The organism is Kitasatospora sp. NPDC127111, assembly GCF_042677465.1.
Lineage (GTDB): Bacteria > Actinomycetota > Actinomycetes > Streptomycetales > Streptomycetaceae > Kitasatospora.
The window spans coordinates 1-22,460 of record NZ_JBHXTG010000078.1; the positions used below are offsets into that span (position 1 = coordinate 1).

Genomic DNA, 22,460 nt, shown 5'->3' on the forward strand with positions numbered 1-22,460 from the left:
GGCGTGGTCCTCGGCCGGGCGCCGCGCCGCCGGTCAGATCCGGCGCAGGGTGAACGCGTCGGTGGGCTTGCCCCCCAGGGCCAGGTCGAGGCGGGCGGACAGCACGTAGGTGGCACCGGCGGGGCCGGGTGTCACCGCCGTGGGGGCGGGATCGGCGGAGGGACGGACCGCGGCCAGCCGGGCGGTGCGCCAGTGGTCGTCCGAGCGCAGCTCGACCTCCGCGTCCCGGCCGGCGCCGAGCAGGGCGTTGGTGACGCCGGCGATCCCGCCGTCCGGGCGGCCGGTCAGGCCGTCCAGGTGCAGCAGCGCTCCCGCGTCACCGCGCACCTCGACCTGCCGCAGCGCGTCCGGGCGGTGGACCGGGACCTGCCAGAGCGTGCCGTCGTCCCACTTGCCGATGACGAGCCGGCCGTCCCGGTGGACGATGCCGTTCAGGCCGTAGCCACCGGGCCGCGGGGCCAGCCGCTCGTCGCGGAGCAGCACGGAGGCCGTACCGTCCACCGCGACCCGGTAGACGATCGGCGCGAGCGAGTCGGTGACGTACGCGGTGCCGTCGGGGCCGAAGGCCACGTCGTTGGCGAAGTGCGGCCCGCCGTCGCCGGCCACCGCGGCCAGGTCGACGTAGAACAGCCGCCGGCCGGTCCCGGTGTCGTAGGCGCCGAGGCCGGCCAGCCGGCCGGCGGTCGCGGCGGACGTGCGCTCGCTGACGCCGTTGTCGCCGTTGGCGAGCAGGACCCGGCCGCGGGCCTGGTCCACGTGCAGGCCGATCACCGAGACCAGGGTGCCCGGCTCGTCGACCAGGGTGTGGACGGAGCCGTCGGTGCCCACGGCGGAGACGGTACCGTGCCGCAGCGACCCGAGCAGGAAGCGGTGGTGGGCCTGGTCCCAGGTGGCACCCTCCGGGACGAGCGTCGGGGCGTGGCCCTCGATCACCGCCGGAGCCCGGTACGCGGGGGCAGCCGCGGCGGGCAGGGCCGCGGTGGTACCGAGCAGGACGGCGGTCGCCGCGGCGGCGACCAGGGTGCGGCGGAACTGACGGTTCATCGGAAGTCCCCTCTGCGTGTGATCCGTTGACGGGATCAAGCCTCGCGGGGCCGGAAGAGCCGCAGCAGTGCGTGGGAATACTGGTAGTCCGACTACCAGGGAGGGACGGGGAACGATGAGCGACGCGGAGGTCCGCCGGAAGGCGCTGTCGAGCTTCCTGCGGAGCCGGCGGGCCCGGCTGACGCCGGAGGAGGTCGGCATGGCGCCGGGGGTGCGGCGACGCACACCCGGGCTGCGGCGCGAGGAGCTGGCGCTGCTCGCGGGGGTCGGGGTCACCTGGTACACGTGGCTCGAACAGGGGCGGGCGATCAACCCGTCTCCGGAGGTGTTGGCCTCGCTGGCGCGGACCCTGCGACTGGACCGGGCCGAGACCGCGTACCTGTTCCGGCTGGCCGGGAGCCACCCCCGGGAGGCCGGGATCGAGGTGCCCGAGGAGGTCCCGGCGCCGCTGCTGCGGCTGATGCACGCGCAGTGGCCGGCGCCGGCGTTCGTCATGGACGCGGACTGGGACATCCGGGCGTGGAACCCGGGCGCGGAGGCGCTGTTCCGGCTGTCCCGGAGGGAGCCGGCGGACTGCAACCTGGCCTGGGTGGTCTTCACCAACCCGGTCCACCGGGCCCGGACGGTGGACTGGGAGTACCACGCCCGCCGGATCCTGGCCCAGCTGCGGGCGGCCTACGCCGAGCGCGGCGGCGACGGCGGCCCGGCGGCGCAGCGGCTGGCCCGGCTGATCAAGCGGTTGCGTGCGGAGTTCCCGGAGGCGGACCGCTGGCTGGACGAGCACGAGGTGCAGGAACGCGCGGGCGCCGAAAAAGACCTACTGCACGAGGAGTTGGGCCTGCTGCGGCTCGATCAGGTGGTGCTCCAGGCCCCGGGCGGCCTGCAGTTGGTCGTCCTGTCCCCGCGCGATGCGGAGACCGGCGAGCGCCTGCGCCGGCTCGCCCCGGCCGCCGCGCACGCCTGAGGCAGGCGAAGCGGCGGACGCCCGAAGCGGCGGACGCCCGCAACGGTGAACGGCCCGGCCCCCTCGTGGCGAGGGGGCCGGGCCGCGTCACGTCACGACGTGCCGTCAGTCGGCCTTGCGGCGCTGGCGGCCGGTGCCGTAGTTGGAGCCGGACTTGGAGCCCGAGCCGGGCTTGGCCCGGCCCGAGGAGCGGCCGATGAACCCGGCGGCCTGACGGCGCCCGCCGTTCTCGCCGCCGCCGGCGCCACCGGCGCCGAGGCGCTGCTTGGGGCGGGGGCGGCGCGGGTTGCCGTTCATGTCGACGTCGGTGGGCAGTCCGGAGCGCTTGCCGGGGCGGCGGCGCGGGGCGGACCCGGCGGTCTTGGCCTCGGTCTTGGCCTCGGCGGGCGGGGCCGCGACCGGCACGGCGAGCGTGACGGGCACGCCGCTGGGGGTGCGGGCGCCGGTGATCCGGGTCAGCTCGGCGTCGCCCGGGCGGATCTTGGTGGTGGTCGGGCGGATGCCGGCCACCGTCATCAGCCGGTTGACCTCGCGCCGCTGGTCGGGCAGGACCAGGGTGACCACGGTGCCGGACTCGCCGGCCCGGGCGGTGCGGCCGCCGCGGTGCAGGTAGTCCTTGTGGTCGATCGGCGGGTCGACGTTCACGACCAGGTCGAGGCCGTCGATGTGGATGCCGCGGGCGGCGACGTTGGTCGCGATCAGCGCGGTCACGTGGCCGTCGCGGAACTGGTCGAGCACCCGGTTGCGCTGCGGCTGGGACTTGCCGCCGTGCAGCGCGGCCGCCTTCACGCCGTTGGCCAGCAGCTGCTTGGCGAGGCGGTCGGCGCCGTGCTTGGTGTGCACGAACATGATCAGCCGGCCGTCGCGGGAGGCGATGTGCGCGGTGGCGGACGCCTTGTCGGCCGGCTCCAGCTGGAGGACGTGGTGGTCCATGGTGGTGACCGCCCCGGCCGAGGGGTCGACCGAGTGGGTCACCGGGTCGGACAGGAAGCGCTTGACCAGCCGGTCGACGTTGCGGTCCAGGGTGGCGGAGAACAGCATCCGCTGCCCGCCCTCGGCGACCTGCTCCAGCAGCTTGGTGACCTGGGGCAGGAAGCCCATGTCGGCCATCTGGTCGGCCTCGTCCAGGACGGTGATCGCCACGTCGGAGAGCTGGACGTCGCCGCGGTTGATCAGGTCGTCCAGCCGGCCGGGGGTGGCGACCAGCACCTCGGCGCCGCGGCGCACCGCGTTGGCCTGCCGGGTGATGGACATGCCGCCGACGACGGTGGCGATCCGCAGGTTGACGGCGGTCGCGTAGGGCGTGAGCGCCTCGGTGACCTGCTGGGCCAGCTCGCGGGTGGGGGTGAGGACGAGCGCCAGCGGGTGCCGGGCGTCCGCGCGCTTGCCGGCGGTGCGGGCGAGCAGCGGCAGGCCGAAGGCGAGCGTCTTGCCGGAGCCGGTGCGGCCGCGGCCGAGCACGTCGCGGCCGGCGATGGAGTCCGGCAGGGTGGCGGCCTGGATCGGGAAGGGCTCGGTGACGCCCTCACGGGTGAGCGCGTTCAGGATGCCCTTGGGCAGCTCCAGCTCGGCGAAGCTCGCGGCCGGCGGCCGGGCCGGGGTGCCCTCGACGACGGTGAAGTCGGCGGGCGGCTGGGCGGCGGCACGCGGGGTGCCGCGGCGGGGGCCGCGGGGGCTTTCGGCGCGGGAGCCGGCGGTGCGGGCGGCGCCGCCGTTGCGGCTGCGGGGCTTGCGGGTGCGGTCGCCGTCGCGCGGCGGGCGGGCAGGGGTGGTCACGGAGTCTCCGTCCAGTGGGAGGCACAGCCCGTGCGGGGCTGGTCGGCCGTCGGGAAGGAGTTCGCCGCCCCGGCCGTTCGGCGGCATGGGCGAGGGCCCGCACCGTGCGGTGCGGGCCCTCGCTGCGCGAGATCGCGAGTCAGCTCGGAGGCTGGACTCAGATGACGCGGATGTTCTCGGCCTGCGGGCCCTTCTGGCCCTGGGTGACGTCGAACTCGACCTTCTGGCCCTCGACGAGCTCACGGAAGCCCTGGGCGTTGATGTTCGAGTAGTGGGCGAACACGTCGGCGCCGCCACCGTCCTGCTCGATGAAGCCGAAGCCCTTTTCGCTGTTGAACCACTTCACGGTGCCGGTAGCCATAACCGTCTCCTCATAAAACTGGGGCATCAGGGCCCACACGTCGTGGACCCCAAGTAGCCGCGATCCCCATCCGGAGACTGAAACACCGGACAAAACAAATGCGCCTGTTGGTTGGAACCAGCAGGCGCACACAAACGTTCATGGGAACCAAAACTGCAACTGCTTCGACTGTAGCACGGTGGCACCCCGATTGACCGGGGACTTTTTGCCCAGCACGTCACGTTTGGCTCCGCACCCGAAGGGGCAGGCGGCGCCCGCCGGGAGCGGACGCCGCCTGCCTGCCGTGGAACGGGGACGGTCAGTGCCGTCCGGCCGGCTCCGGCATGCCGTGCGCGCCGGCCAGCGGGGCCGCCGGGCCGCTGCTGTGGCCGCCGGTGTCCCCGTGGCCGGGCCACCAGGCGGCACGGCCGATCAGCGCGGTGAGCGCCGGGGTGAAGAACATCGCCATCACGAAGGCCGCCAGGAAGATGCCGAAGGCCATCGCGAAGCCGAACTCCAGCATGAAGATGTTGCCCGCGAGCATGAAGGTCGCGAACGACACCGCCAGGATGAAGCCGGCCGCCGCGACGGTCGGACCGCCGTGGCGCACGGCCTCGCGGGCCGCCTCGCGGGGGTTGCGGCCCTCGCGGGCCTCCTCGCGCAGGCGGGCGATGATCAGGATGTTGTAGTCGGTGCCGATCGCCACCACGAAGAGGTAGATGAGGATCGGCAGCATGAACATCATGCCGTGCTCGCCCTTGATGTTCTGGAACAGCAGGGTCGAGGAGCCGAGGGTGGCGCTGAAGCCGAGGCCGACCGACGCCATCAGGTACCACGGGGCGACCACGCTGCGCAGCTGGAGGCCCAGGATGAGCAGGATCAGCAGGCCCGCGACCGGGAACACCAGCTTGTAGTCGTGGCTCATCGCCAGGTTGATGTCCTTGTAGATCGCGGTCAGACCGCCGACCTTGGCCTCGGTGCCGGCCGGTGCCTGCGCGTGGGCGACCTCGCGCAGCTCGGTGACGGTGTCGATCGCGTCGTTGCTGGCCGGCTCGTTCTTGAGCAGGACGGTGAAGTCGGCGGTCGCGCCGTCCTGGCTGACCTGCGGCTTCGGCGCCGCGCTGGCCACGCCGGGGACGGCGCCGAGCTTGGCGACGAACCCGTCGAACTTGCCCTCGTCGAGCTTGCCGCCGCCGGTGGCGGACAGGTAGACGTGCGTCGGGTCGGCGGCGCCCGCGGAGAAGCCGTTGACCAGCCTGTCCTGGACGACCATCGACTCCTTGTCCTTGGGCATGGAGCTGCCCGCGAGGTCGAAGGTGCCGTTGTAGCCGAGGGCGCCGGCGGTCAGGGCCACCAGCACACCGCCGGAGGCGATGGCGACCAGGGCCGGGCGCTTCTGGACCATGCGGCCGAGCGCGGCGAAGCGGGCGTTGGCGGGCTCCGCCATCCACTTCTTGCCGGGCCAGAAGACGCCGCGCGCCGGGATGACCGCGAGGACGGCCGGGGCCAGGGTGACCGAGGCGAACGCCGTGACGACGACCGCGATGGCCAGCGCCGGGCCGAGCGCCTTGAACATGCCGAGGCTGGAGAGGATCAGCGCGGCGAAGGCGACGGTGACCGCGCCGGCGGCCGAGGCGATCGCCTCGCCGACCCGGCCGACCGCGTTGGCCACGGCCTCCTTGCGGTCGTCACCCGCGCGCAGCCGCTCGCGGTAGCGGAACGCCAGGAAGAGGAAGTAGTCGGTGCCGACACCGAGCACGACGACGATCAGGATGGCCGACAGGATCGGCGTGCTCTCCAGGTCGAAGGCCTTGGTGGCGTAGGCGATCAGGCCGTTGGACGTCGGCATGGCGACGACCAGCGAGAGCAGCACCGGCAGCAGGCCGGCGAGGATGCTCCGGAAGATGATGCCGACGATGATCGCGACCAGCAGCACGCTGCTGAGCGCGATGATGGCGTCGGCCGCGCCGGAGGCCTCCTTCTGGTCCAGCGCCTGGGCGGCGGCGCCACCGAGCTGGAACTTCAGGTCGGTGCCCGAGGTGAGCGCCTTGCCCTCCTCGCGGAGGTGCTTGGCGGTCTCGCCGAAGGCGTCGGACTGCTGGGTCGTCTTGTCGATGGCGATCGGCGCCAGCGCGTACTTGCCGTCCTTGGACGTCGTCTGCTCGCTGACCGGGATGATCTTCTCGACGTGCTCGATCTTCTTGTCCGTGAGGCCCTGGACGATCTTGGTCATCGCGGCCTTGTCGGCGTCGCCCATCGGGGCGCCGTCGTTGCGTTCGAACAGCGCGAGCGCCGAGGGCGTGAAGCTGGCCGGGAAGGCCTTCTCCTGGACCTGTGCGGCCTGGATCGATTCGTAGTGCTTGGGGAGGAAGGCGGCCTCGTCGGTCTGCGCGGCGATCTTCGGCGCGCTCGCGGCGATCGCGATCATCGCGACGACCCACGCCGCGATCACCCACCAGGCGCGGCGGACGACGAAGTGTCCTAGTCGGTGGAACATGCTCGTGATGCCTCCTGGGCATGGTTCACCGCAGCCCTTGGGGGACGGGACATCGGGCGACGGAGGACCGGCAGGGCATGGGCGAAGGAGCCCGCCCCTAGCCGGTCGGCAGGTAAGTGTTCTGAGGACGTCATCTTACGAGAACTTGCTAGCCGCCCGGCAAGCAGCCCCCGTGATCAAACCCCCTCGAAGGGACACCGCGAGGTGGCCCCGCACCATCTTGGCCCGCCGACAGGTCGATTGACCTCGTGCTCCGGGTGGAGACCGCTCCCCCTCAGGGTGGAGTTCGCACCCGCCGCAGGGAGGAGAAATCAGGGTTCTCCGGTAGGGAAAACCCCACCCCGCCCCCGAGGAGGACCCCCGGGAGAACTCCCCCGCCAGCTGGATACCCCGTCAACCTGCCGTTTTCTACTGTCGGTTGGGACGCCGGGCGCTCGACCGGCACCGGGCCGGCGGTCGACCGCCGCCCGCTCCCACCACCGCTCACCCGGCGACGACCGCCGCTCTCCCAGGGGGATTCCGTGAAGACCAAGCTCGGCACGGCTGCCGCCATGGGCGCCTGGAGCGCCCGGCACAGAAAGACCGCCGTCTTCGGCTGGCTGATCTTCGTCGTCCTCGCCGCCTTCCTCGGCGGCGTGCACGGCAGCACCGAGGTCAAGCAGTCCGAGGCGATGCCCGGCCAGGTCTCCCGGGCCGCCCGGATCCTGGACGACGCCGGGCTGAAGTCCCCCTCCAGCGAGACCGTCCTGGTCCAGAGCGCCACGCTCGCCGCCGACGCCCCGGCCTTCCGGGCCGCCGTCGACCAGGTGATCGCCGGCGTCAACGCCACCGGCAAGGCCACCGACGTCCGCTCCCCCTACGACACCAGGGCGGTCTCGGCGGACGGCCACTCGGCGCTGGTCCTGCTGAACGTCAAGGGTGAGGACAAGGAGGCCCTCGACAACGTCCCCGCCGTCCTGGACGCGGTCGCCGCCGTGCAGAAGCGGCACCCCGAGCTGACCGTGGTCGAGCTCGGCGACGCCAGCTCCGGCCGGTGGATCGAGGACCAGTTCTCGGACGACTTCGCCCGCGCCGAGTGGACGGCCGTCCCGCTCGCCCTCGGCATCCTGCTGGTCGCCTTCGGCGCCCTGGTCGCCGCCGTCCTGCCGGTGGTGCTCGCCATCACCGCCTTCGTCGCGGCCGGCGGACTGGTGGCGCTCAGCAGCGGTCTCCTGCACACCAGCAACAGCGCCAGCTCGGTGATGCTGCTGGTCGGCCTCGCCGTCGGCGTCGACTACTGCCTCTTCTACCTGCGCCGCGAGCGCGAGGAGCGGGCCGCCGGGCGCGACCCGGACACCGCGCTGCGGATCGCCGCCGCCACCAGCGGCCGGGCCGTCCTGGTCTCCGGCGTCACCGTGGTGGTCGCCATGGCCGGCATGTTCCTCACCGGCATCGCCGAGTTCCAGGCGATGTCCTACGCCACCATCGTGGTCGTGATCACCGCCGTGCTCGGCTCGCTCACCGTGCTGCCCGCACTGCTGTCGATGCTCGGCGACAAGGTCGAGAAGGGCCGCGTCCCGCTCCTCGCCAGGCTGCGCCGCCCCGACGCGTCCGCCACCGGCGGCCGGGTCTGGAACGCCGTCCTCACCCCGGTGCTGCGCCGTCCGCTGGCCTCGGCCGTGCTCGCCGGCGCGCTGCTGGTCGGACTGGCCGCGCCGCTGGTCACCATGCACACCGCCAACCTGACCTTCCAGCAGCAGCTGCCCGCGGGCAACGAGCTGGTCGCCGCCTCGCAGAAGATCGAGGCGGCCTTCCCCGGCAGCCCGGCCCCGGCCAGCGTGGTGATCAAGGCCACCGACATCGACTCCCCGGCGATGACCGCCGCCATCGCCGACCTCAAGGCGAAGGCGCTGGCCAGCGGCAAGATGCACGGGCCGGTGGACGTCACCGTCCACCGGGACGAGAACATCGCCACCGTCGACATCCCGCTCAACGGCACCGGCAACGACTCCGTCAGCAACGACGCGCTCAGGACCCTGCGCACCGAGCTCGTCCCGGCCACCGTGCTCAAGGTGCCCGGCACCGAGGCCCCGGTCACCGGGCGCACCGCCGGGTCGTACGACTTCAACCACAAGATGACCGGCTCGATGCCGCTGGTCCTCGGCTTCGTGGTGGCCTTCGCCTTCGTGCTGATGCTCGCCTCGTTCCGCTCGCTGGCCGTCGCCGCCACCGCCGTGGTGCTCAACCTGCTCTCGGTCGGCGCCGCGTACGGGGTGCTGACGCTGGTCTTCCAGCACGGCGTGGGCGCCTCGCTGCTGGGCACCGCCGGGGTCGGCGCGGTCGAGTCCTGGGTGCCGCTCTTCCTCTTCGTGATCCTCTTCGGCCTCTCGATGGACTACCACGTCTTCGTGGTCTCCCGGATCAAGGAGGGCCGCGACCGCGGCCTGCCGACCCGGGCCGCCATCGCGCACGGCATCCGCTCCACGGCCGGGGTGGTCACCAGCGCCGCGGTGATCATGGTGGCGGTGTTCGCGGTCTTCGGCACCCTCTCGATGCAGGCGATGAAGCAGATGGGCGTCGGCCTGGCGGTCGCCGTGCTGATCGACGCCACGGTCATCCGCGCGGTGCTGCTGCCCTCGGTGATGACCCTGCTCGGCGAGCGCAACTGGTACCTGCCGTCCTGGCTGCGCTGGCTGCCCGACCTCTCGCACGGCGAGTCCCTCCCGCCGGCCGGCCCCCACGGCGCGGCGGCCGTCCCGCCCCCCGTCCCCGTCCCCGCCCCCGACGGCGCCCGGCACCGCCGGATCGGGGTCTGACCCCCCGACAGCCCGCACACGCCCGCCGGGCCCCGCATCGCGCGGGGCCCGGCGGGCGTGCGTCATGATGATCACCGTCCCGGTCGCCGCACGGAACGGACTCCCCATGCTCCCCTTCGACGAGGGCCGCGCCCGACTGCTGCTCGCCCACGCCTGCGAGTCCGCCGGCCTGCCCGGCCCCGGCGACGCCCGGCTGCTCGCCCTCGGCGAGAACGCCGTCTTCGACCTCGGCGACCCGGCCGTGGTCGCCAAGGTCGGCCGCGGCCCCGAGCTGTACGACCGGGCGCACCGCGAACTCACCGTCGCCCACTGGCTGGCCGGCCAGGGCGCCCCGGCGGTCCGCCCCCACGACGGCGTGCCGCCCGAGCCGCAGCTCGCCCACGGACACCCCGTCACCTTCTGGCAACGGCTCGCGCCCGCCGTCCGCCCGGCCCGGCCCGCCGACCTCGCGCCGCTGCTGCGCGCCCTGCACCGGCTGCCGCTGCCACCGTTCCCGCTCGACCGGCGCGACCTGCTCGCCCCGGTCGAGCGCTGGCTCGCCTCCGCCGAGGGGCACGTCGACCCGGCCGACGTCGCCTTCCTGCGGCACCGCCGGGACGCCTTCGCCGCCGCGCTGCCCGACCTCGCCCCGCACCTGCCGACCGGGGTCATCCACGGCGACGCGCTGCCGCGCAACGTCCACGTCGGCCCGGACGGGCCCGTCCTGCTCGACCTGGAGAACGTCTCGCACGACCTGCGCGAGCACGACCTGGTGGTGCTGGCGCTCAGCCACGACCGGTACGGCGTCCCGGCCGAGGAGTACCGGGAGTTCACCGAGGCCTACGGCTGGGACGTCCGGGACTGGCCCGGCTTCGCGGTGCTGCGCGGGGCCCGGGAGACGGCCAGCGCCTCCTGGGTCGCGCAGCAGGCGCCGGGGAATCCGGCCGCGCTGGCCGAGTTCCGCCGCCGGGTGGAGTCGCTGCGCGCGGGGGCGACCGACGTGCGCTGGTACCCGTTCTGAGGCCGGTTCGACTCTTGGCCCGGCGCAACCGGATGTGGTCGGATCGGCGTCCTATCCGACAGTCGGACTGAACTCGGCCCGGGCTCAGTCCGCTTCAAGGACCGGCATCCACCTCCGCATCCGAGGAGTCGCAGCCATGTCCGTGCACGCCACCTCGCAGCGTCCCTCGTCGCCGCCCGCCCGGCGCCGCCGACGGCCTCTGGTCGCGGGCTGCGTCGCGGTGGTCGCCGCGCTGGGCCTGGCCGCCTGCGGCACCGCCAACGGCGCGCTCCAGCCGCAGCCCGGCGTCACCACCTCCACCCCGGCGACCCCCAACGGCCCTACCCCGTCAGCCGCTTCGCCGTCGTCGCCCTCGTCGCCGCCCTCGCCCTCGTCGCCGTCGTCGCCCTTGCCGTCGCCGTCGGCCGCGTCGCCCTCCTCACCCGGGAGCGCCACCCCGGCGCCCGGCACGACGACGCCGACCGGTCCGAAGCCGGCCACGCCCGGGCCCCCGGAACCGAGCACCGCCAAGCCGCCGGCGCACCCGCCCGTCACCCCGTCGGCCACCCAGCCGCCCGCGGCGACGCCGGCCCCGCCACCGCCGCCCGCCGGCGGGGTGTCCACCTCGATCGTCCGCTCCACCGCCTCCGGCGGCCGCACGGTCGCGCTCACCTTCGACGACGGCCCCGGCCCGGCGACCGGCCAGGTGCTCGACCTGCTCGCCCAGTACGGCGTCAAGGCGACGTTCTGCCAGGTCGGCAACCAGGCCGCGGCGAACCCGGCGATGGTCCGGCGGATCGTCGCGGCCGGCCACCGGCTCTGCGACCACAGCGTGGACCACCCGCAGCCGTTCGCCGCGCTCTCGCACGACCGGGCGGTGTACGAGATCGCCCACGCCGAGGAGCAGATCGTCCAGGCCGCCGGGCCGGGTGCCAAGGTGTCCTGGTTCCGCGCCCCCGGCGGCGGGTTCACCGCCGACAACCAGCGGGTCGCCGCCGGCCTCGGCCTGCGCCCGCTCGGCTGGTCGGTCGACCCGCGCGACTGGTCCCGCCCCGGCGTCGCGTCGATCGTCTCCACCGTGCAGAGCCAGCTCAAGCCCGGTGGCGTGGTCCTGCTGCACGACGGCGGGGGCGACCGCAGCCAGACCGTCGCGGCGCTGAAGCAGTTGCTGCCCTGGCTGGCCGCCCAGGGCTACCGCTTCGACTTCCCGGCGGCCTGAGCTCAGCCGGTCCGCGGCCGGCCGAGCCTGCGGTAGGTGAGGAACGCCTGCGCACCGGCCGCCGGCAGCAGGGCCGGCAGGAAGCCCCACGGCACGCCCCGGCCGATGAGCAGGACCGAGAGCAGCACGGGCAGGACGGCGAGCATGGCGACGGCGACGCGGACACGGCGGGTCACGGTGGCGTGACGAACCGGCCGCGATGTCCGGTGATCCGGCGGCCCCGGCCGGCGCCTGGCACCTGACGTCGCGTGAGGTGCACGCCCGGGCCCGCACCGCCCGCCGGAGGCGCCGGGCGCGCTCAGCGGAGCGGCCAGCGCGGGTCGATGACGGCCTGCGGGTCCTTGCCGCGGCGCAGCCAGGCCTGCAGCCCCTCGGCCCAGTCGCGGTACCAGTCGACCTGGCGGGCGTGCAGGCCGGCGAGCGGGACGGTGCCGACCTCGGCGGGGTAGCGCTCGGCGAGGGCGACGGCGACCCGGACGGCGGCCAGGGCGTCGCTGCCGGCCTCGTGGGCGTCGGTCAGCTCGACGCCGTAGACCTCGCAGACCCGCTGGAGCGTCCGCGACCCCTTGCGGTACTTGTCGACGGCCCGGTCGATGACGAGGGCGTCGAGCACCGGGGCGACCGGCCCGCCGAGCCGCTCGGCGAGCGGGGCCAGGCCGTGCCGGTGCAGCTCGGCGTCGAGCAGCGAGAGGTCGAAGGGGGCGTTGAAGGCGACGACGGGCCGGCCGGCGGCGAGCCGCTCGCAGAGGGCGGCGGCTATCTCGTCCACCGCCTCCTTGGCCGGTCGGCCCTTGCCGCGGGCGAGGTCGTCACCGATGCCGTGGATCGCGGTGGCCTCGGCGGGGATCGGGACGCCGGGGTCGAGCAGCCAGCCGGTGACGCTCAGCCGGCGGGCTCCGACGGTGTCCACGAGGGCGGCCGTGACGATGCGGTCCACGGCCGGGTCGGTGCCCGTGGTCTCCAGGTCGAAGCCGACCAGTGGCTGCTGCCACCAGCTCATAGGGGTGTGTCCTTCCGTCCTGCTGGTCGAAACAGCCCCTATCATCACCCGCCCCACCGACAACCCGGCCGGTGGGGCGCACGGACCACCGGCGCGCACCCCGGCGCGCACCCCCCGGCGCGCCCCCGGGAGGCCGCGGTGTCAGGCCCCGGTGACCGACCCCGCGACCGCCCCGGTCTCGGACCCCGCGACGGCTCCGGCGTCAGGCCGCGGCCCGGCCGGCCGGACCATGACCACGTCGATCCGGTCCTCGGACTCCCGGACGAAACCGTGCCGCTCGTAGAGGCGGCGGGCCGCGCTGCCCTGGACGACGACCAGCCGGACCGGTTCGCCGGCCGCGTCGGCCTCGGCCAGGACGTGGCGCAGCACGGCCGAGCCGAGTCCGCGGCCCTGCCGTCCGGTGGCGAGGTAGAAGTGCTCCAGCAGCCGGCCGCCCTGCTCGGCGGGACGGACGGTGACGGAGCCGGCGAGGACGCCGTCGACCTCCACCACCGAGGTGTACCGGTCGGAGCAGGTCTCCCGGAAGCGCCGGCGGACCCGGTCCTCGTCGTAGCGGCCGAGCCGGACGAGGTCGGGGCGCATGACCTCGGCGCGCAGCTCGGCGATCGGCTCGACGTCGGCCGGACGGATCGGCCGCAAGGTCCATGCGAGCGGGCTGGTGCGGTTCTCCACGGCCGCAGTCTTCCAGCCGCGGCACCGCCCGACCAGCGGTTTCCCTGAGCGGCAGGGGCGGCAGGGGCGCCAGCGGCGTCAGGGGTCAGGAGACCGGCCGGGAGTCCCCCCAGACCCCCTCGAACTCCTCGCGGTAGACCTCCAGCAGTCCGGGCTCGGTGCCGCCCGGCTGCTGGCCGGCCCCGCCGCGCAGCACCAGGGCGGGCGACTCCATGCCGCGGGAGCGGCGCAGGTAGGGCTGGACGACGCCGAGGTCGCGGGTCTGCCGGCGGGGGCCGCCGGTCTGGCCGGCCGGGCGCGGGCCCTCGACCAGGTAGGCGGTGAAGCGCGGGGTCTCGTCGAAGACGCGGATCTCGAAGCCGCCCTGGTCGCGCAGCCTCGCCCGGACCCGCCGCACGTGCATGATGTTCATCTCGATCGAGCGGGCCAGTTCGCCGCGTCCGAGACCGAGTTCGCGTTCGCGGCGGCGGACGGCGCTGCTGGCGGGGTTGAGGAAGAGCAGCCGGACCCGGCAGCCGTCGCCGGCGAGCCGGACGAGCCGCTTGCCGGTGTAGTTCTGGCAGAGCATGCCGAGGCCGATGCCGAGCGCGTCGAGCCGCCGGGCGCCGTCGAGCAGGTCCTCCACCGGCAGGTCGCGCTGGAGCCGGACCCGGTCGGCGTGCACGGCGACCACGTCGGCGTAGCGGCCGGCCACCAGGGACTCGACCACGTCGGCGGGGACGCCGCCGCTGCCGCCGTCCAGCAGGGCGAGCAGCCGGGCGGCGGCGCGCTCGGTCTGGGCGAGCACGGTCTGGGTGAGGACGCGGTTGCGGGAGACGACGTGCCGGGCGACCTCCAGCTCGTCGAGGGCCAGCTCGATGTCCCGCCGGTCGGCCAGGTACGGCTCGAAGCAGGGCCAGTGCTGGACCATCAGCTCGCGCAGCTGGGGCAGGGTGAGGAAGACCAGCGGGTCGTCGTCGGCGGGGTCGAGCAGGTAGCCCTTGCGGCGGCTGACCTCGCGGACGGCGCCGGCCCGGTGGGCCCACTCCTCGCCGGCCGGGCCGGCCGCGGCGGTGACCCAGTCCTCGCCGTGCGCGGGCGCGTAGATGGGGTGCAGGACCTCGTCGACGAGGGAGCGCAGCCGCTGCTCGACCAGGTTGAGCCAGACGTACGCCCGCCCGGTGAGCCGGACGCGCTGGTAGGCGTCCTCCCACTCGGCGCCGGACCAGGCGAGGGCCGGTACCTCGACCGGACCGCCCTGGGCGGGCACCAGCGCCCCGCGGCCGGTCAGGGTGGGGCGCATGACGACCGTCGGGGCCTCGCTGCGGGCGCTGCCCCGGTCGGGGCCGCCGGGCCCTCCGCCACGGCCGCCGGCGGGGAACACCATGCGCCACCTCACCTGGTTCCTGATGGAGCTCTTGCTGTCTGGTCTTCTGATGGATCGCCACGAGCGCGGGGGCGGCCGGACGATCAAGGGTACTGCCCGCCGCGAGCAACCCGCAGCCGGTTGACCGAGGGGATGCGCGACGCCCCTGGCGCCCCGGGCGTCCCACCCGTCCCGGGAGACCCGCCGGACACCCGTTCGGGCGAACACACGCCGAATGGCCCCGCTGTCGGGGAAAGCGTCGGGGAGTATGCGGACTGTGCCGTACATCACGGTGCGCGACCGCCGCACATGCCCGGCCACCCCGCCGGGAAGAGAGCGTCGAGGTCCGGGCTGATTGTCGGACTGTCTATCAGTTTCTGCTCGACGCAAGGAAGTTGAGGACTCATGCAGGTCTGGCCAGGGACGCCCTACCCCCTCGGTGCCACCTACGACGGGGCCGGCACCAACTTCGCGGTGTTCTCGGAGAGCGCCGACCGGATCGAGCTCTGCCTGCTCGACGAGGACGGTTCGGAGACCGCCGTCGAACTGCGCGAGACGGACGCCTTCGTCCGGCACGCCTACCTGCCCGGCGTCCAGCCGGGCCAGCGGTACGGCTTCCGCGTCCACGGCCCGTACAACCCGGGGCTCGGCCAGCGGCACAACAGCGCGAAACTGCTGCTGGACCCGTACGCCAAGGCGATGAGCGGCCACATCGACTGGGACGAGTCCGTCTACGGCTACCACTTCGGCGCCCCCGAGCGCCGCAACGACCTGGACTCCGCCCCGCACACCATGCACTCGGTGGTGATCAACCCGTACTTCGACTGGGGCACCGACCGGCCGCCGCGCACCGACTACCACCGCACCGTGCTCTACGAGGCCCACGTGAAGGGCTTGACCAGACTCCACCCGGGCATCCCCGAGGAGATCCGCGGCACGTACGCGGGCCTGGCCCACCCCGCCGTGATCGAGCACCTGGCCAAGCTCGGCGTCACCGCGATCGAGCTGATGCCGGTGCACCAGTTCGTCCGCGACCACCGGCTGCGCGACCTCGGCCTCGCCAACTACTGGGGCTACAACACCATCGGCTTCTTCGCCCCGCACTCCTCCTACTCCTCCACCGGCGACCGGGGCCAGCAGGTGCAGGAGTTCAAGTCGATGGTGAAGGCGCTGCACGCGGCCGGCATCGAGGTGATCCTGGACGTCGTCTACAACCACACCGCCGAGGGCAACCACCTCGGCCCCACGCTCTCGCTGCGCGGCCTGGACAACGTCTCCTACTACCGGCTCGCCCAGGACCAGCGGTTCTACGAGGACACCACCGGCACCGGCAACAGCCTGCTGATGCGCAGCCCGCACGTGCTCCAGCTGATCATGGACTCGCTGCGCTACTGGGTCACCGAGATGCACGTGGACGGCTTCCGATTCGACCTCGCCGCCACCCTGGCCCGGCAGTTCCACGAGGTGGACCGGCTCTCCTCCTTCTTCGACCTGGTCCAGCAGGACCCGGTGGTCTCCCAGGCCAAGCTGATCGCCGAGCCCTGGGACCTCGGCGAGGGCGGCTACCAGGTGGGCAACTTCCCGCCGCTGTGGACGGAGTGGAACGGCATGTACCGGGACACCGTCCGCGACCTGTGGCGCGGCGAGAACGCCACCCTCGCCGAGTTCGGCTCCCGGCTCACCGGCTCCTCCGACCTCTACCAGGACGACGGCCGCCGGCCGATCGCCTCGATCAACTTCGTCACCTGCCACGACGGCTTCACCCTGCGCGACCTGGTCTCCTACAACGAGAAGCACAACGCGGCCAACGGCGAGGACAACCGCGACGGCGAATCGTTCAACCGCTCCTGGAACTGCGGCGTCGAGGGCCCCAGCGAGGACCCGGCCGTCGAGGAGCTCCGGGCCCGCCAGCAGCGGAACCTGATCGCCACCCTGATGCTCTCCCAGGGCGTGCCGATGCTCTCGCACGGCGACGAACTCGGCCGCAGCCAGCAGGGCAACAACAACGCCTACTGCCAGGACAACGAACTCACCTGGGTGCACTGGCCCGAGGGGGACGGCCCGGCGGCCCGGCTGCTGGAGTTCACCCAGGGCATGATCTGGCTCCGCCGCGACCACCCGGTCTTCCGGCGCCGCCGCTTCTTCCACGGCCGCCCGGTCTCCGGCCGCCCCGCCTCCGGCCCGCACGCCCCCTCCGGCGGCTACGAGGACCTCACCGACATCGCCTGGTTCACCCCCGGCGGGGAGGAGATGACCAAGCGCAACTGGGGTGCCAGCTACGCCAAGTCGCTCACCGTCTTCCTCAACGGCTACGCCATCTCCGAGCCGGACAGACGCGGCGGGCGGATCGTCGACGACTCCTTCCTGCTGATGTTCAACGCGCACTTCGAACCGCTGGAGTTCACCGTCCCGGCCGGCCACGGCCAGGAGTGGCGGGTCGTCGTCGACACCGCCCTGCCCCGGCTGCCCGCCCCCGGCACCGGCTCCCGGGTCAAGGCCGGCGACACGCTCTGGCTCACCGACCGCTCGCTCATGGTGCTGCAACGGCCGGCCTAGCCCGGCGGCCCGCCCGGGCGACCCCCCGGTCACCTGTTCGGATCAGCAACGGGTCTTGGCGGCGGGCTCGCGCGGGTACTCATGGACACATGACCTCCGCCGCCGAGCCCGCGCAGCCCCGCCCGGCCGCCACCACCCCCACGCCCGGCCCCGCGTCCACCCCCACGGCCACCCCCACGGCCAGCTACCGGCTCCAGCTCCAGCCCGGCTTCACCCTCCGCGACGCCACCGCCGCCGTGCCCTACCTCGCCGCGCTCGGCGTCTCCCACCTGCACCTCTCGCCGCTGCTGGAGGCCGCCCCCGGCTCCACCCACGGGTACGACACCGTCGACCACGGCCGGATCAGCGAACAGCTCGGCGGCGAACCCGCGCTGCGCGCCCTGGCCGCCGAAGCCGGCCGGCACGGCCTGCGGCTGATCGCCGACGTGGTGCCCAACCACATGGCCGTCCCCGTCCCCGAGCAGCTCAACCAGCCGCTCTGGCAGGTGCTGCGGGACGGCCCCGACTCGCCGTACGCGCGCTGGTTCGACATCGACTGGGCCGCCCAGCCGGGGCCCGCGGACGCCCCCGACCGCGGCCGGGTGCTGCTGCCGCTGCTCGGCGACCGGCTCGGCGCCGTCCTCGACCAGCTCGTCGTGGACGGCGAGGTGCTGCGCTACCACGACCACGCCCTGCCGCTGCGCCCCGGCACCGCCGGCCTGCCGCTGCCCGAGCTGCTCGGCCGGCAGTGGTACCGGCTCGCCTGGTGGCGGCTGGCCCGGACGGAGCTCAACTACCGGCGCTTCTTCACCGTCAACGAGCTGATCGCCGTCCGGGTCGAGATCCCCGAGGTCTTCGAGGCCACCCACGGCGTGCTGCTGCGGCTGCACCGGGACGGCGTGCTCGACGGGTTCCGGATCGACCACCCCGACGGCCTCGCCGACCCGCGCGGCTACCTGCAGCGGCTCGCCGAGGCCACCGGCGGCGCGTACACCGTGGTCGAGAAGATCCTCACCGGCGAGGAGCGGCTGCCCGCCGACTGGCCCTGCGCCGGCACCACCGGGTACGACGCGCTGCGCCGGATCGACGGCGTGCTCACCGACCAGGCCGGCGCCCGGCGGCTGGCGGAGCGCTACGAGCACTTCGTGGGCGCGCCCGCCGGCCCGGACCCGGCCGGCGCCGCCGCCCGGCGCGGGCGGGCCGACATGACCGGGCCGCGCGGCGAGCTGGCCACCGAGGTCGGACGGCTGGTCCGGCTCGCCGTCCGGATCGGCGCCGCCGAACCCGCGCACGCCGACCACGCGCCCTGGCAGCTGCACGACGCCCTGCAACGGCTGCTCACCGGCTACCCCGCGTACCGCCCCTACGTCCGGCCGGGCGAACCGGCGCCGGCGGTCTCGGCGGAGCAGCTGCGGGCCGCGCTCGGCGACGGCTCCGCCGACCCGACCGAGCGGCTGGTCGCGGAGCTGGCCCTCGGCCGCCTCGGCCGCAGCCCCGAGAAGGACGAGTTCTGCGTGCGGTTCGCCCAGACCGCCGCCGCCGTCGCCGCGAAAGGCGTCGAGGACACCGCGTACTACCGCTGGAACGCGCTGCTGAGCCTGAACGAGGTCGGCGGCGAACCGGCCCGGCCGGGCCTGCACCCGGAGGAGTTCCACGCCTGGTGCCGGTACGCCGAGGCGCACTGGCCGGCCGGCATGACCGTGCTCTCCACCCACGACACCAAGCGCAGCGCCGACGCCCGCGCCCGCCTCGCCGTCCTCGCCGAGCAGCCGGACGTCTGGGCCGCGGTGGCCGCCGCCTGGTCCGCCGCCGCCGGCCCCGGCGACGACCCGGACGGCGACTGGGCGCTCTGGCAGACCCTCGTCGCTGCCTGGCCGATCACCCCGGACCGACTGGTCACCGCCCTGCTGAAGGCCGCCCGCGAGGCCAAGCTGCGCACCTCGTGGACCTCCCCGGACCCCGGGTACGAACAGGCCCTCGCCGACCGCGCCCGTGCCGTCTACGACGACCCCGCGCTGCTCTCCCGGATCGAGGAGTACGTGCGGGCGCTCGCGCCGTACGCCCGGGCCAACACCCTCGCGGCCGCCCTGCTGCACCTCACCGTGCCCGGCGTGCCCGACCTCTACCAGGGCAGCGAGGAGCCGCTGCACACCCTGGTGGACCCGGACAACCGGGGCGTGGTGGACCTCGGCGCGCTCGCCGTCCGGCTCACCGACGCGGCGACGCCCCGGCCCGGCGACCTCGCCCGGGAGAAGCTCCACCTCACCGCCACCGCCCTGCACCTGCGCCGCGACCGCCCGCTGGGCGCCTACCGGCCGCTGACCGTGACCGACCTCGCCGCCGAGCACCTGCTCGCCTTCGCGCGCGGGGACGACGTGGTCACCGCGGTCACCCGGCTGCCGTACGGCCTGGAGCGCTCCGGCGGCTGGCGGGACACCGTGGTGGAGCTGCCCTCCGGCCGCGAGTGGCGGGACGAACTGACCGGGCGCCGGTTCGCGGCGGGCCTCGTGCCGGCGGCCGAGCTGCTGGCCGGCTCCCCGGTGGCACTGCTGACCAGGAAGGGCGGGGCATGACGGCCCAGGACGCGCGGACGTACGAGGTCTGGGCCCCGGCGGCCGCCGAGCGGGTCGAGGTGGAGGTCCACGGCGACCGCCACCCGCTGGCCCGGGACACCGCGCGGGCCGGCTGGTGGCACGGCGAGGCGCCCGCCGGGGACTACGCGTTCCGGCTGGACGGCGGCCCGCCGCTGCCGGACCCGCGCTCCGCCCGGCAGCCGCACGGCCCGGACGGGCCCAGCCGCCCCGTCGACCACGCCGCGTTCCGCTGGTCGCAGAGCGGCTGGCGGGGCCGCCCGCTGCCCGGCGCCGTCCTGTACGAGCTGCACATCGGCACCTTCACCCCCGCCGGCACCTTCCGGGCCGCCACCGAACACCTCGACCACCTGGTCGAACTGGGCGTGGACTTCGTCGAGCTGATGCCGGTCTGCCCGTTCCCCGGCCGGCACGGCTGGGGGTACGACGGGGTCTCGCCGTGGGCCGTGCACGAGCCCTACGGCGGGCCGGAGGGGCTGAAGCGCTTCGTGGACGCCGCGCACCGCAAGGGCCTCGGCGTCGTGCTCGACGTGGTGCACAACCACCTCGGGCCGTCCGGCAACCACCTTCCGGCGTTCGGCCCGTACTTCACCGACCGGCACCACACCCCGTGGGGATCGGCGGTCAACCTGGACGCGCCGGGCTCGGACGAGGTGCGCGCCTACCTGATCGGCAGTGCGCTGGCCTGGCTGCGCGACTACCGGATCGACGGCCTGCGGCTGGACGCGGTGCACGCCCTCGCCGACGACCGGGCCGTCCACTTCCTGGAGGAACTCGCCTCAGAGGTCGAGAAGTTGGCGATCGCCACCAACCGGCCGCTGTTCCTCGTCGCCGAGTCCGACCTCAACTCGCCCCGCACCACCGCCCCGCGCGAGGCCGGCGGCCAGGGCCTCACCGCCCAGTGGAGCGACGACTTCCACCACGCCCTGCACACCGCGCTCACCGGCGAATCCCAGGGATACTACGGCGACTTCGCCCGCGCGCCGCTGGCCGCCGTGGCCAGGACGCTCACCCGGGGGTACTTCCACGACGGGACGTGGTCCTCCTTCCGCGGCCGCAGCCACGGCCGCCCGTTCCCGCCCGCCCACGGCCACCGGCTGCTCGGCTACCTGCAGACCCACGACCAGATCGGCAACCGGGCGCTCGGCGACCGGCTCTCCGCCCACCTGTCGGCCGGCCAACTCGCCTGCGGCGCCGCACTGGTGCTCACCTCGCCGTTCACCCCGATGCTGTTCATGGGCGAGGAGTGGGGCGCCACCACGCCCTGGCAGTACTTCACCGACCACACCGACCCCGGACTGGCCGAGGCCGTCCGGCAGGGCCGGCGGCGGGAGTTCGCCGAGCACGGCTGGCAGGCGGAGGACGTCCCCGACCCGCAGGCACCCGCCACCGTGCTGCGCTCCGTCCTCGACTGGACCGAGCCGAGGCGCGCCCCGCACGCCGGACTGCTCGCCTGGTACCGGACGTTGCTCCGGCTGCGGCGCGAACGGCCGGAGCTCGCCGACCCGGACCTCGCGGCCGTCCGGGTCGCGTACGACGAGGCGGCGCGCTGGCTGGTGGTGCACCGGGGGCCGTACCGGGTGGCGGTCAACCTGGCCGACGCCGCGGCCGTGCTGCCGCTGGGGGCGACGGGGCGGGAGGTGGTGGCGTCGTTCGGCGCGTGCGCGCTCGACCACGCGCAGCTGCGGCTCGGGGAGCACGCGGCGGCGGTCGTCCGGGTGTGACCGGCCGCCGGCGCGGTCGCCGGAGAGCCACCGGCGCCGTCACCAGAGGAAGGTGGCGATCCGCTCCCGCAGCGAGGCCGCGTCCAGGCCGTAGGCGGCCAGGTGCTCGGCGATCGAGCCGTAGTGCCGGTGCTCCTCGCGCGGCACGCCCAGGCCGAGCACCCGGTGCGGCCTGTCGTTCAGGGCCGCGTGCGCCTCGTCGGCGGACGTCCCGGCCAGGTACGGCTCGACCAGCACCACGTCCGCCCGGGCGCCGACGGCCGCCCGCAGCCCGGCCACGTCGAACGGGCGCACGGTGGCCGCGTACACCACGGTGACGTCCAGGCCCTCGGTGGCCGCCAGCACCGCGTCCAGCATCGGGCCGACCGCGAGCACCACGCCCTTGGCGCCCGTGCGCACGGTGGTGAACCGCCCGGCCTCGACCGGCACCGCGGCGGAGTTCCGGTGCTCGGAGAGCCGCACGTAGACGTTGCGGTCGCCGTCCGCCACCGCGTGGCGCAGCAGCCGTTCGGCCTCGTCCGGGTGCCCGGGCACGTGGACCGTCCAGTCCGGGAGGGTGTCCAGCAGGGCGACGTCGCCCGGGGACATGTGGGTGCGGCCGCCGGCCGGCCAGTCGTACGAGCCGGCCGCGCTCACCAGGACGGCACCGACGCCCTGGTGCACCAGGTCCAACTTCACCTGCTCGAAGGGGCGTTCGATCAGGAAGCTGGCGAAGGTGTGGGCGATCGGCCGCATCCCGGTCAGCGCGAGGCCGCCGGCGGCGCCGATCAGCAGCTGCTCGCGGATGCCGACGTTGATCACCCGGTCCGGGTGGCGCTCCGCGGCCCCGACGAAGCCGGCCGCGCTGATGTCGGCCAGCACCACGGCCAGTCGGGGGTCGTCGTCCAGCAGGCGGGTGGTGACGTCGAGGAAGCGCTCGCGCATCGTGTCCATCGGTGAAGCCCTTGGCCTTTCGGGTGTTCGCTGCGGTGGGTGGTCG

Annotated in this window: 17 protein-coding genes; 7 read left to right on the forward strand and 10 right to left on the reverse strand. The window is 74.4% G+C overall.

The annotated features are described in order from the left end of the window. Positions 1 to 33: 33 nt before the first annotated feature. Positions 34 to 1,044 (reverse strand): gluconolaconase, encoded by a 1,011-nt coding sequence (locus tag ACFVHB_RS33295; protein WP_380329661.1) that lies wholly within the window; start codon positions 1,042 to 1,044, stop codon positions 34 to 36. Between the two features lie 115 nt (positions 1,045 to 1,159). Between ACFVHB_RS33295 and ACFVHB_RS33300 the strand changes: the two genes are divergently transcribed. After that, positions 1,160 to 2,008 (forward strand): helix-turn-helix transcriptional regulator, encoded by an 849-nt coding sequence (locus ACFVHB_RS33300; protein WP_380329662.1) that lies wholly within the window; start codon positions 1,160 to 1,162, stop codon positions 2,006 to 2,008. Between the two features lie 105 nt (positions 2,009 to 2,113). On the opposite strand, the gene ACFVHB_RS33305 is transcribed toward ACFVHB_RS33300, so the two are convergent. The 3 genes from ACFVHB_RS33305 to ACFVHB_RS33315 all read right to left on the reverse strand — a co-directional run bounded on the left by ACFVHB_RS33305 (position 2,114) and on the right by ACFVHB_RS33315 (position 6,621). Beyond that, on the reverse strand, positions 2,114 to 3,784 hold the full coding sequence (locus ACFVHB_RS33305; RefSeq protein ID WP_380329664.1) for a DEAD/DEAH box helicase: 1,671 nt from the start codon (positions 3,782 to 3,784) through the stop codon (positions 2,114 to 2,116). Between the two features lie 157 nt (positions 3,785 to 3,941). After that, a complete protein-coding gene (locus ACFVHB_RS33310; protein WP_148645627.1) occupies positions 3,942 to 4,145 on the reverse strand; it encodes a cold-shock protein in 204 nt (67 codons plus the stop codon). A 298-nt stretch (positions 4,146 to 4,443) separates the two neighbouring features. Beyond that, complete coding sequence (locus ACFVHB_RS33315; protein ID WP_380329667.1) at positions 4,444 to 6,621, reverse strand: MMPL family transporter; 2,178 nt, start codon at positions 6,619 to 6,621, stop codon at positions 4,444 to 4,446. A gap of 551 nt (positions 6,622 to 7,172) precedes the next feature. On the opposite strand from ACFVHB_RS33315, the gene ACFVHB_RS33320 reads away from it, so the two are divergent. Both ACFVHB_RS33320 and ACFVHB_RS33325 read left to right on the forward strand, forming a co-directional pair. Further along, on the forward strand, positions 7,173 to 9,416 hold the full coding sequence (locus ACFVHB_RS33320; RefSeq protein ID WP_380329734.1) for an MMPL family transporter: 2,244 nt from the start codon (positions 7,173 to 7,175) through the stop codon (positions 9,414 to 9,416). Positions 9,417 to 9,483: 67 nt separating this feature from the next. After that, positions 9,484 to 10,416 (forward strand): phosphotransferase enzyme family protein, encoded by a 933-nt coding sequence (locus tag ACFVHB_RS33325; protein ID WP_380329736.1) that lies wholly within the window; start codon positions 9,484 to 9,486, stop codon positions 10,414 to 10,416. 84 nt (positions 10,417 to 10,500) lie between these two features. Here ACFVHB_RS33325 and ACFVHB_RS33330 read toward each other — a convergent pair whose 3' ends face one another. Next, positions 10,501 to 11,019 carry a hypothetical protein gene (locus tag ACFVHB_RS33330; RefSeq protein WP_380329668.1) on the reverse strand — a complete coding sequence of 173 codons (519 nt, stop codon included), beginning with the start codon at positions 11,017 to 11,019 and terminating at the stop codon, positions 10,501 to 10,503. Between ACFVHB_RS33330 and ACFVHB_RS33335 the strand changes: the two genes are divergently transcribed. Then, entirely contained in the window at positions 11,012 to 11,614 is a 603-nt protein-coding gene (locus ACFVHB_RS33335) for a polysaccharide deacetylase family protein (RefSeq protein ID WP_380329670.1), read from the forward strand. The genes ACFVHB_RS33330 and ACFVHB_RS33335 overlap by 8 nt on opposite strands. A 2-nt stretch (positions 11,615 to 11,616) precedes the next feature. Here the strand turns inward: ACFVHB_RS33335 and ACFVHB_RS33340 are convergent, their stop codons facing one another. The 4 genes from ACFVHB_RS33340 to ACFVHB_RS33355 all read right to left on the reverse strand — a co-directional run bounded on the left by ACFVHB_RS33340 (position 11,617) and on the right by ACFVHB_RS33355 (position 14,652). Then, positions 11,617 to 11,790, reverse strand: a complete 174-nt coding sequence (locus ACFVHB_RS33340; RefSeq protein WP_380329672.1) for a hypothetical protein — start codon at positions 11,788 to 11,790, stop codon at positions 11,617 to 11,619. A gap of 122 nt (positions 11,791 to 11,912) precedes the next feature. Then, positions 11,913 to 12,614 carry an exonuclease domain-containing protein gene (locus ACFVHB_RS33345; RefSeq protein ID WP_380329674.1) on the reverse strand — a complete coding sequence of 234 codons (702 nt, stop codon included), beginning with the start codon at positions 12,612 to 12,614 and terminating at the stop codon, positions 11,913 to 11,915. A gap of 141 nt (positions 12,615 to 12,755) precedes the next feature. Next, positions 12,756 to 13,286: a GNAT family N-acetyltransferase gene (locus tag ACFVHB_RS33350; protein ID WP_380329676.1), complete on the reverse strand. Its 531-nt coding sequence runs from the start codon at positions 13,284 to 13,286 to the stop codon at positions 12,756 to 12,758. Positions 13,287 to 13,371: 85 nt separating this feature from the next. After that, positions 13,372 to 14,652, reverse strand: coding sequence for an SAV2148 family HEPN domain-containing protein (locus tag ACFVHB_RS33355; RefSeq protein ID WP_380329678.1), 1,281 nt, complete (start codon positions 14,650 to 14,652; stop codon positions 13,372 to 13,374). Between the two features lie 384 nt (positions 14,653 to 15,036). Here ACFVHB_RS33355 and glgX point away from each other — a divergent pair, with 384 nt between their 5' ends. The 3 genes from glgX (at position 15,037) to treZ (ending at position 21,481) form a co-directional block, all read left to right on the forward strand. Continuing rightward, positions 15,037 to 17,187 carry a glycogen debranching protein GlgX gene (gene glgX, locus ACFVHB_RS33360; RefSeq protein ID WP_380329680.1) on the forward strand — a complete coding sequence of 717 codons (2,151 nt, stop codon included), beginning with the start codon at positions 15,037 to 15,039 and terminating at the stop codon, positions 17,185 to 17,187. An 89-nt stretch (positions 17,188 to 17,276) separates the two neighbouring features. Further along, the gene (treY, locus tag ACFVHB_RS33365) at positions 17,277 to 19,739 is read left to right on the forward strand and encodes a malto-oligosyltrehalose synthase (protein WP_380329682.1); all 2,463 of its coding nucleotides are present in this window, start codon (positions 17,277 to 17,279) and stop codon (positions 19,737 to 19,739) included. Then, entirely contained in the window at positions 19,736 to 21,481 is a 1,746-nt protein-coding gene (gene treZ / locus ACFVHB_RS33370; RefSeq protein ID WP_380329684.1) for a malto-oligosyltrehalose trehalohydrolase, read from the forward strand. The genes treY and treZ overlap by 4 nt, the downstream gene beginning before the upstream one ends. A gap of 39 nt (positions 21,482 to 21,520) precedes the next feature. On the opposite strand, the gene ACFVHB_RS33375 is transcribed toward treZ, so the two are convergent. Next, positions 21,521 to 22,414 carry a transketolase family protein gene (locus ACFVHB_RS33375; RefSeq protein WP_380329686.1) on the reverse strand — a complete coding sequence of 298 codons (894 nt, stop codon included), beginning with the start codon at positions 22,412 to 22,414 and terminating at the stop codon, positions 21,521 to 21,523. Between the last annotated feature and the right edge of the window lie 46 nt (positions 22,415 to 22,460).

Coding starts and splice junctions, on each gene's coding strand:
- ACFVHB_RS33295 (WP_380329661.1), bottom strand. CDS start 1,044: ATGAACCGTCAGTTCCGCCGCACCCTGGTCGCCGCCGCGGCGACCGCC.
- ACFVHB_RS33300 (WP_380329662.1), top strand. CDS start 1,160: ATGAGCGACGCGGAGGTCCGCCGGAAGGCGCTGTCGAGCTTCCTGCGG.
- ACFVHB_RS33310 (WP_148645627.1), bottom strand. CDS start 4,145: ATGGCTACCGGCACCGTGAAGTGGTTCAACAGCGAAAAGGGCTTCGGC.
- ACFVHB_RS33315 (WP_380329667.1), bottom strand. CDS start 6,621: ATGTTCCACCGACTAGGACACTTCGTCGTCCGCCGCGCCTGGTGGGTG.
- ACFVHB_RS33320 (WP_380329734.1), top strand. CDS start 7,173: ATGGGCGCCTGGAGCGCCCGGCACAGAAAGACCGCCGTCTTCGGCTGG.
- ACFVHB_RS33325 (WP_380329736.1), top strand. CDS start 9,484: ATGATCACCGTCCCGGTCGCCGCACGGAACGGACTCCCCATGCTCCCC.
- ACFVHB_RS33345 (WP_380329674.1), bottom strand. CDS start 12,614: ATGAGCTGGTGGCAGCAGCCACTGGTCGGCTTCGACCTGGAGACCACG.
- ACFVHB_RS33355 (WP_380329678.1), bottom strand. CDS start 14,652: ATGGTGTTCCCCGCCGGCGGCCGTGGCGGAGGGCCCGGCGGCCCCGAC.
- glgX (WP_380329680.1), top strand. CDS start 15,037: ATGCAGGTCTGGCCAGGGACGCCCTACCCCCTCGGTGCCACCTACGAC.
- treY (WP_380329682.1), top strand. CDS start 17,277: ATGACCTCCGCCGCCGAGCCCGCGCAGCCCCGCCCGGCCGCCACCACC.
- treZ (WP_380329684.1), top strand. CDS start 19,736: ATGACGGCCCAGGACGCGCGGACGTACGAGGTCTGGGCCCCGGCGGCC.
- ACFVHB_RS33375 (WP_380329686.1), bottom strand. CDS start 22,414: ATGGACACGATGCGCGAGCGCTTCCTCGACGTCACCACCCGCCTGCTG.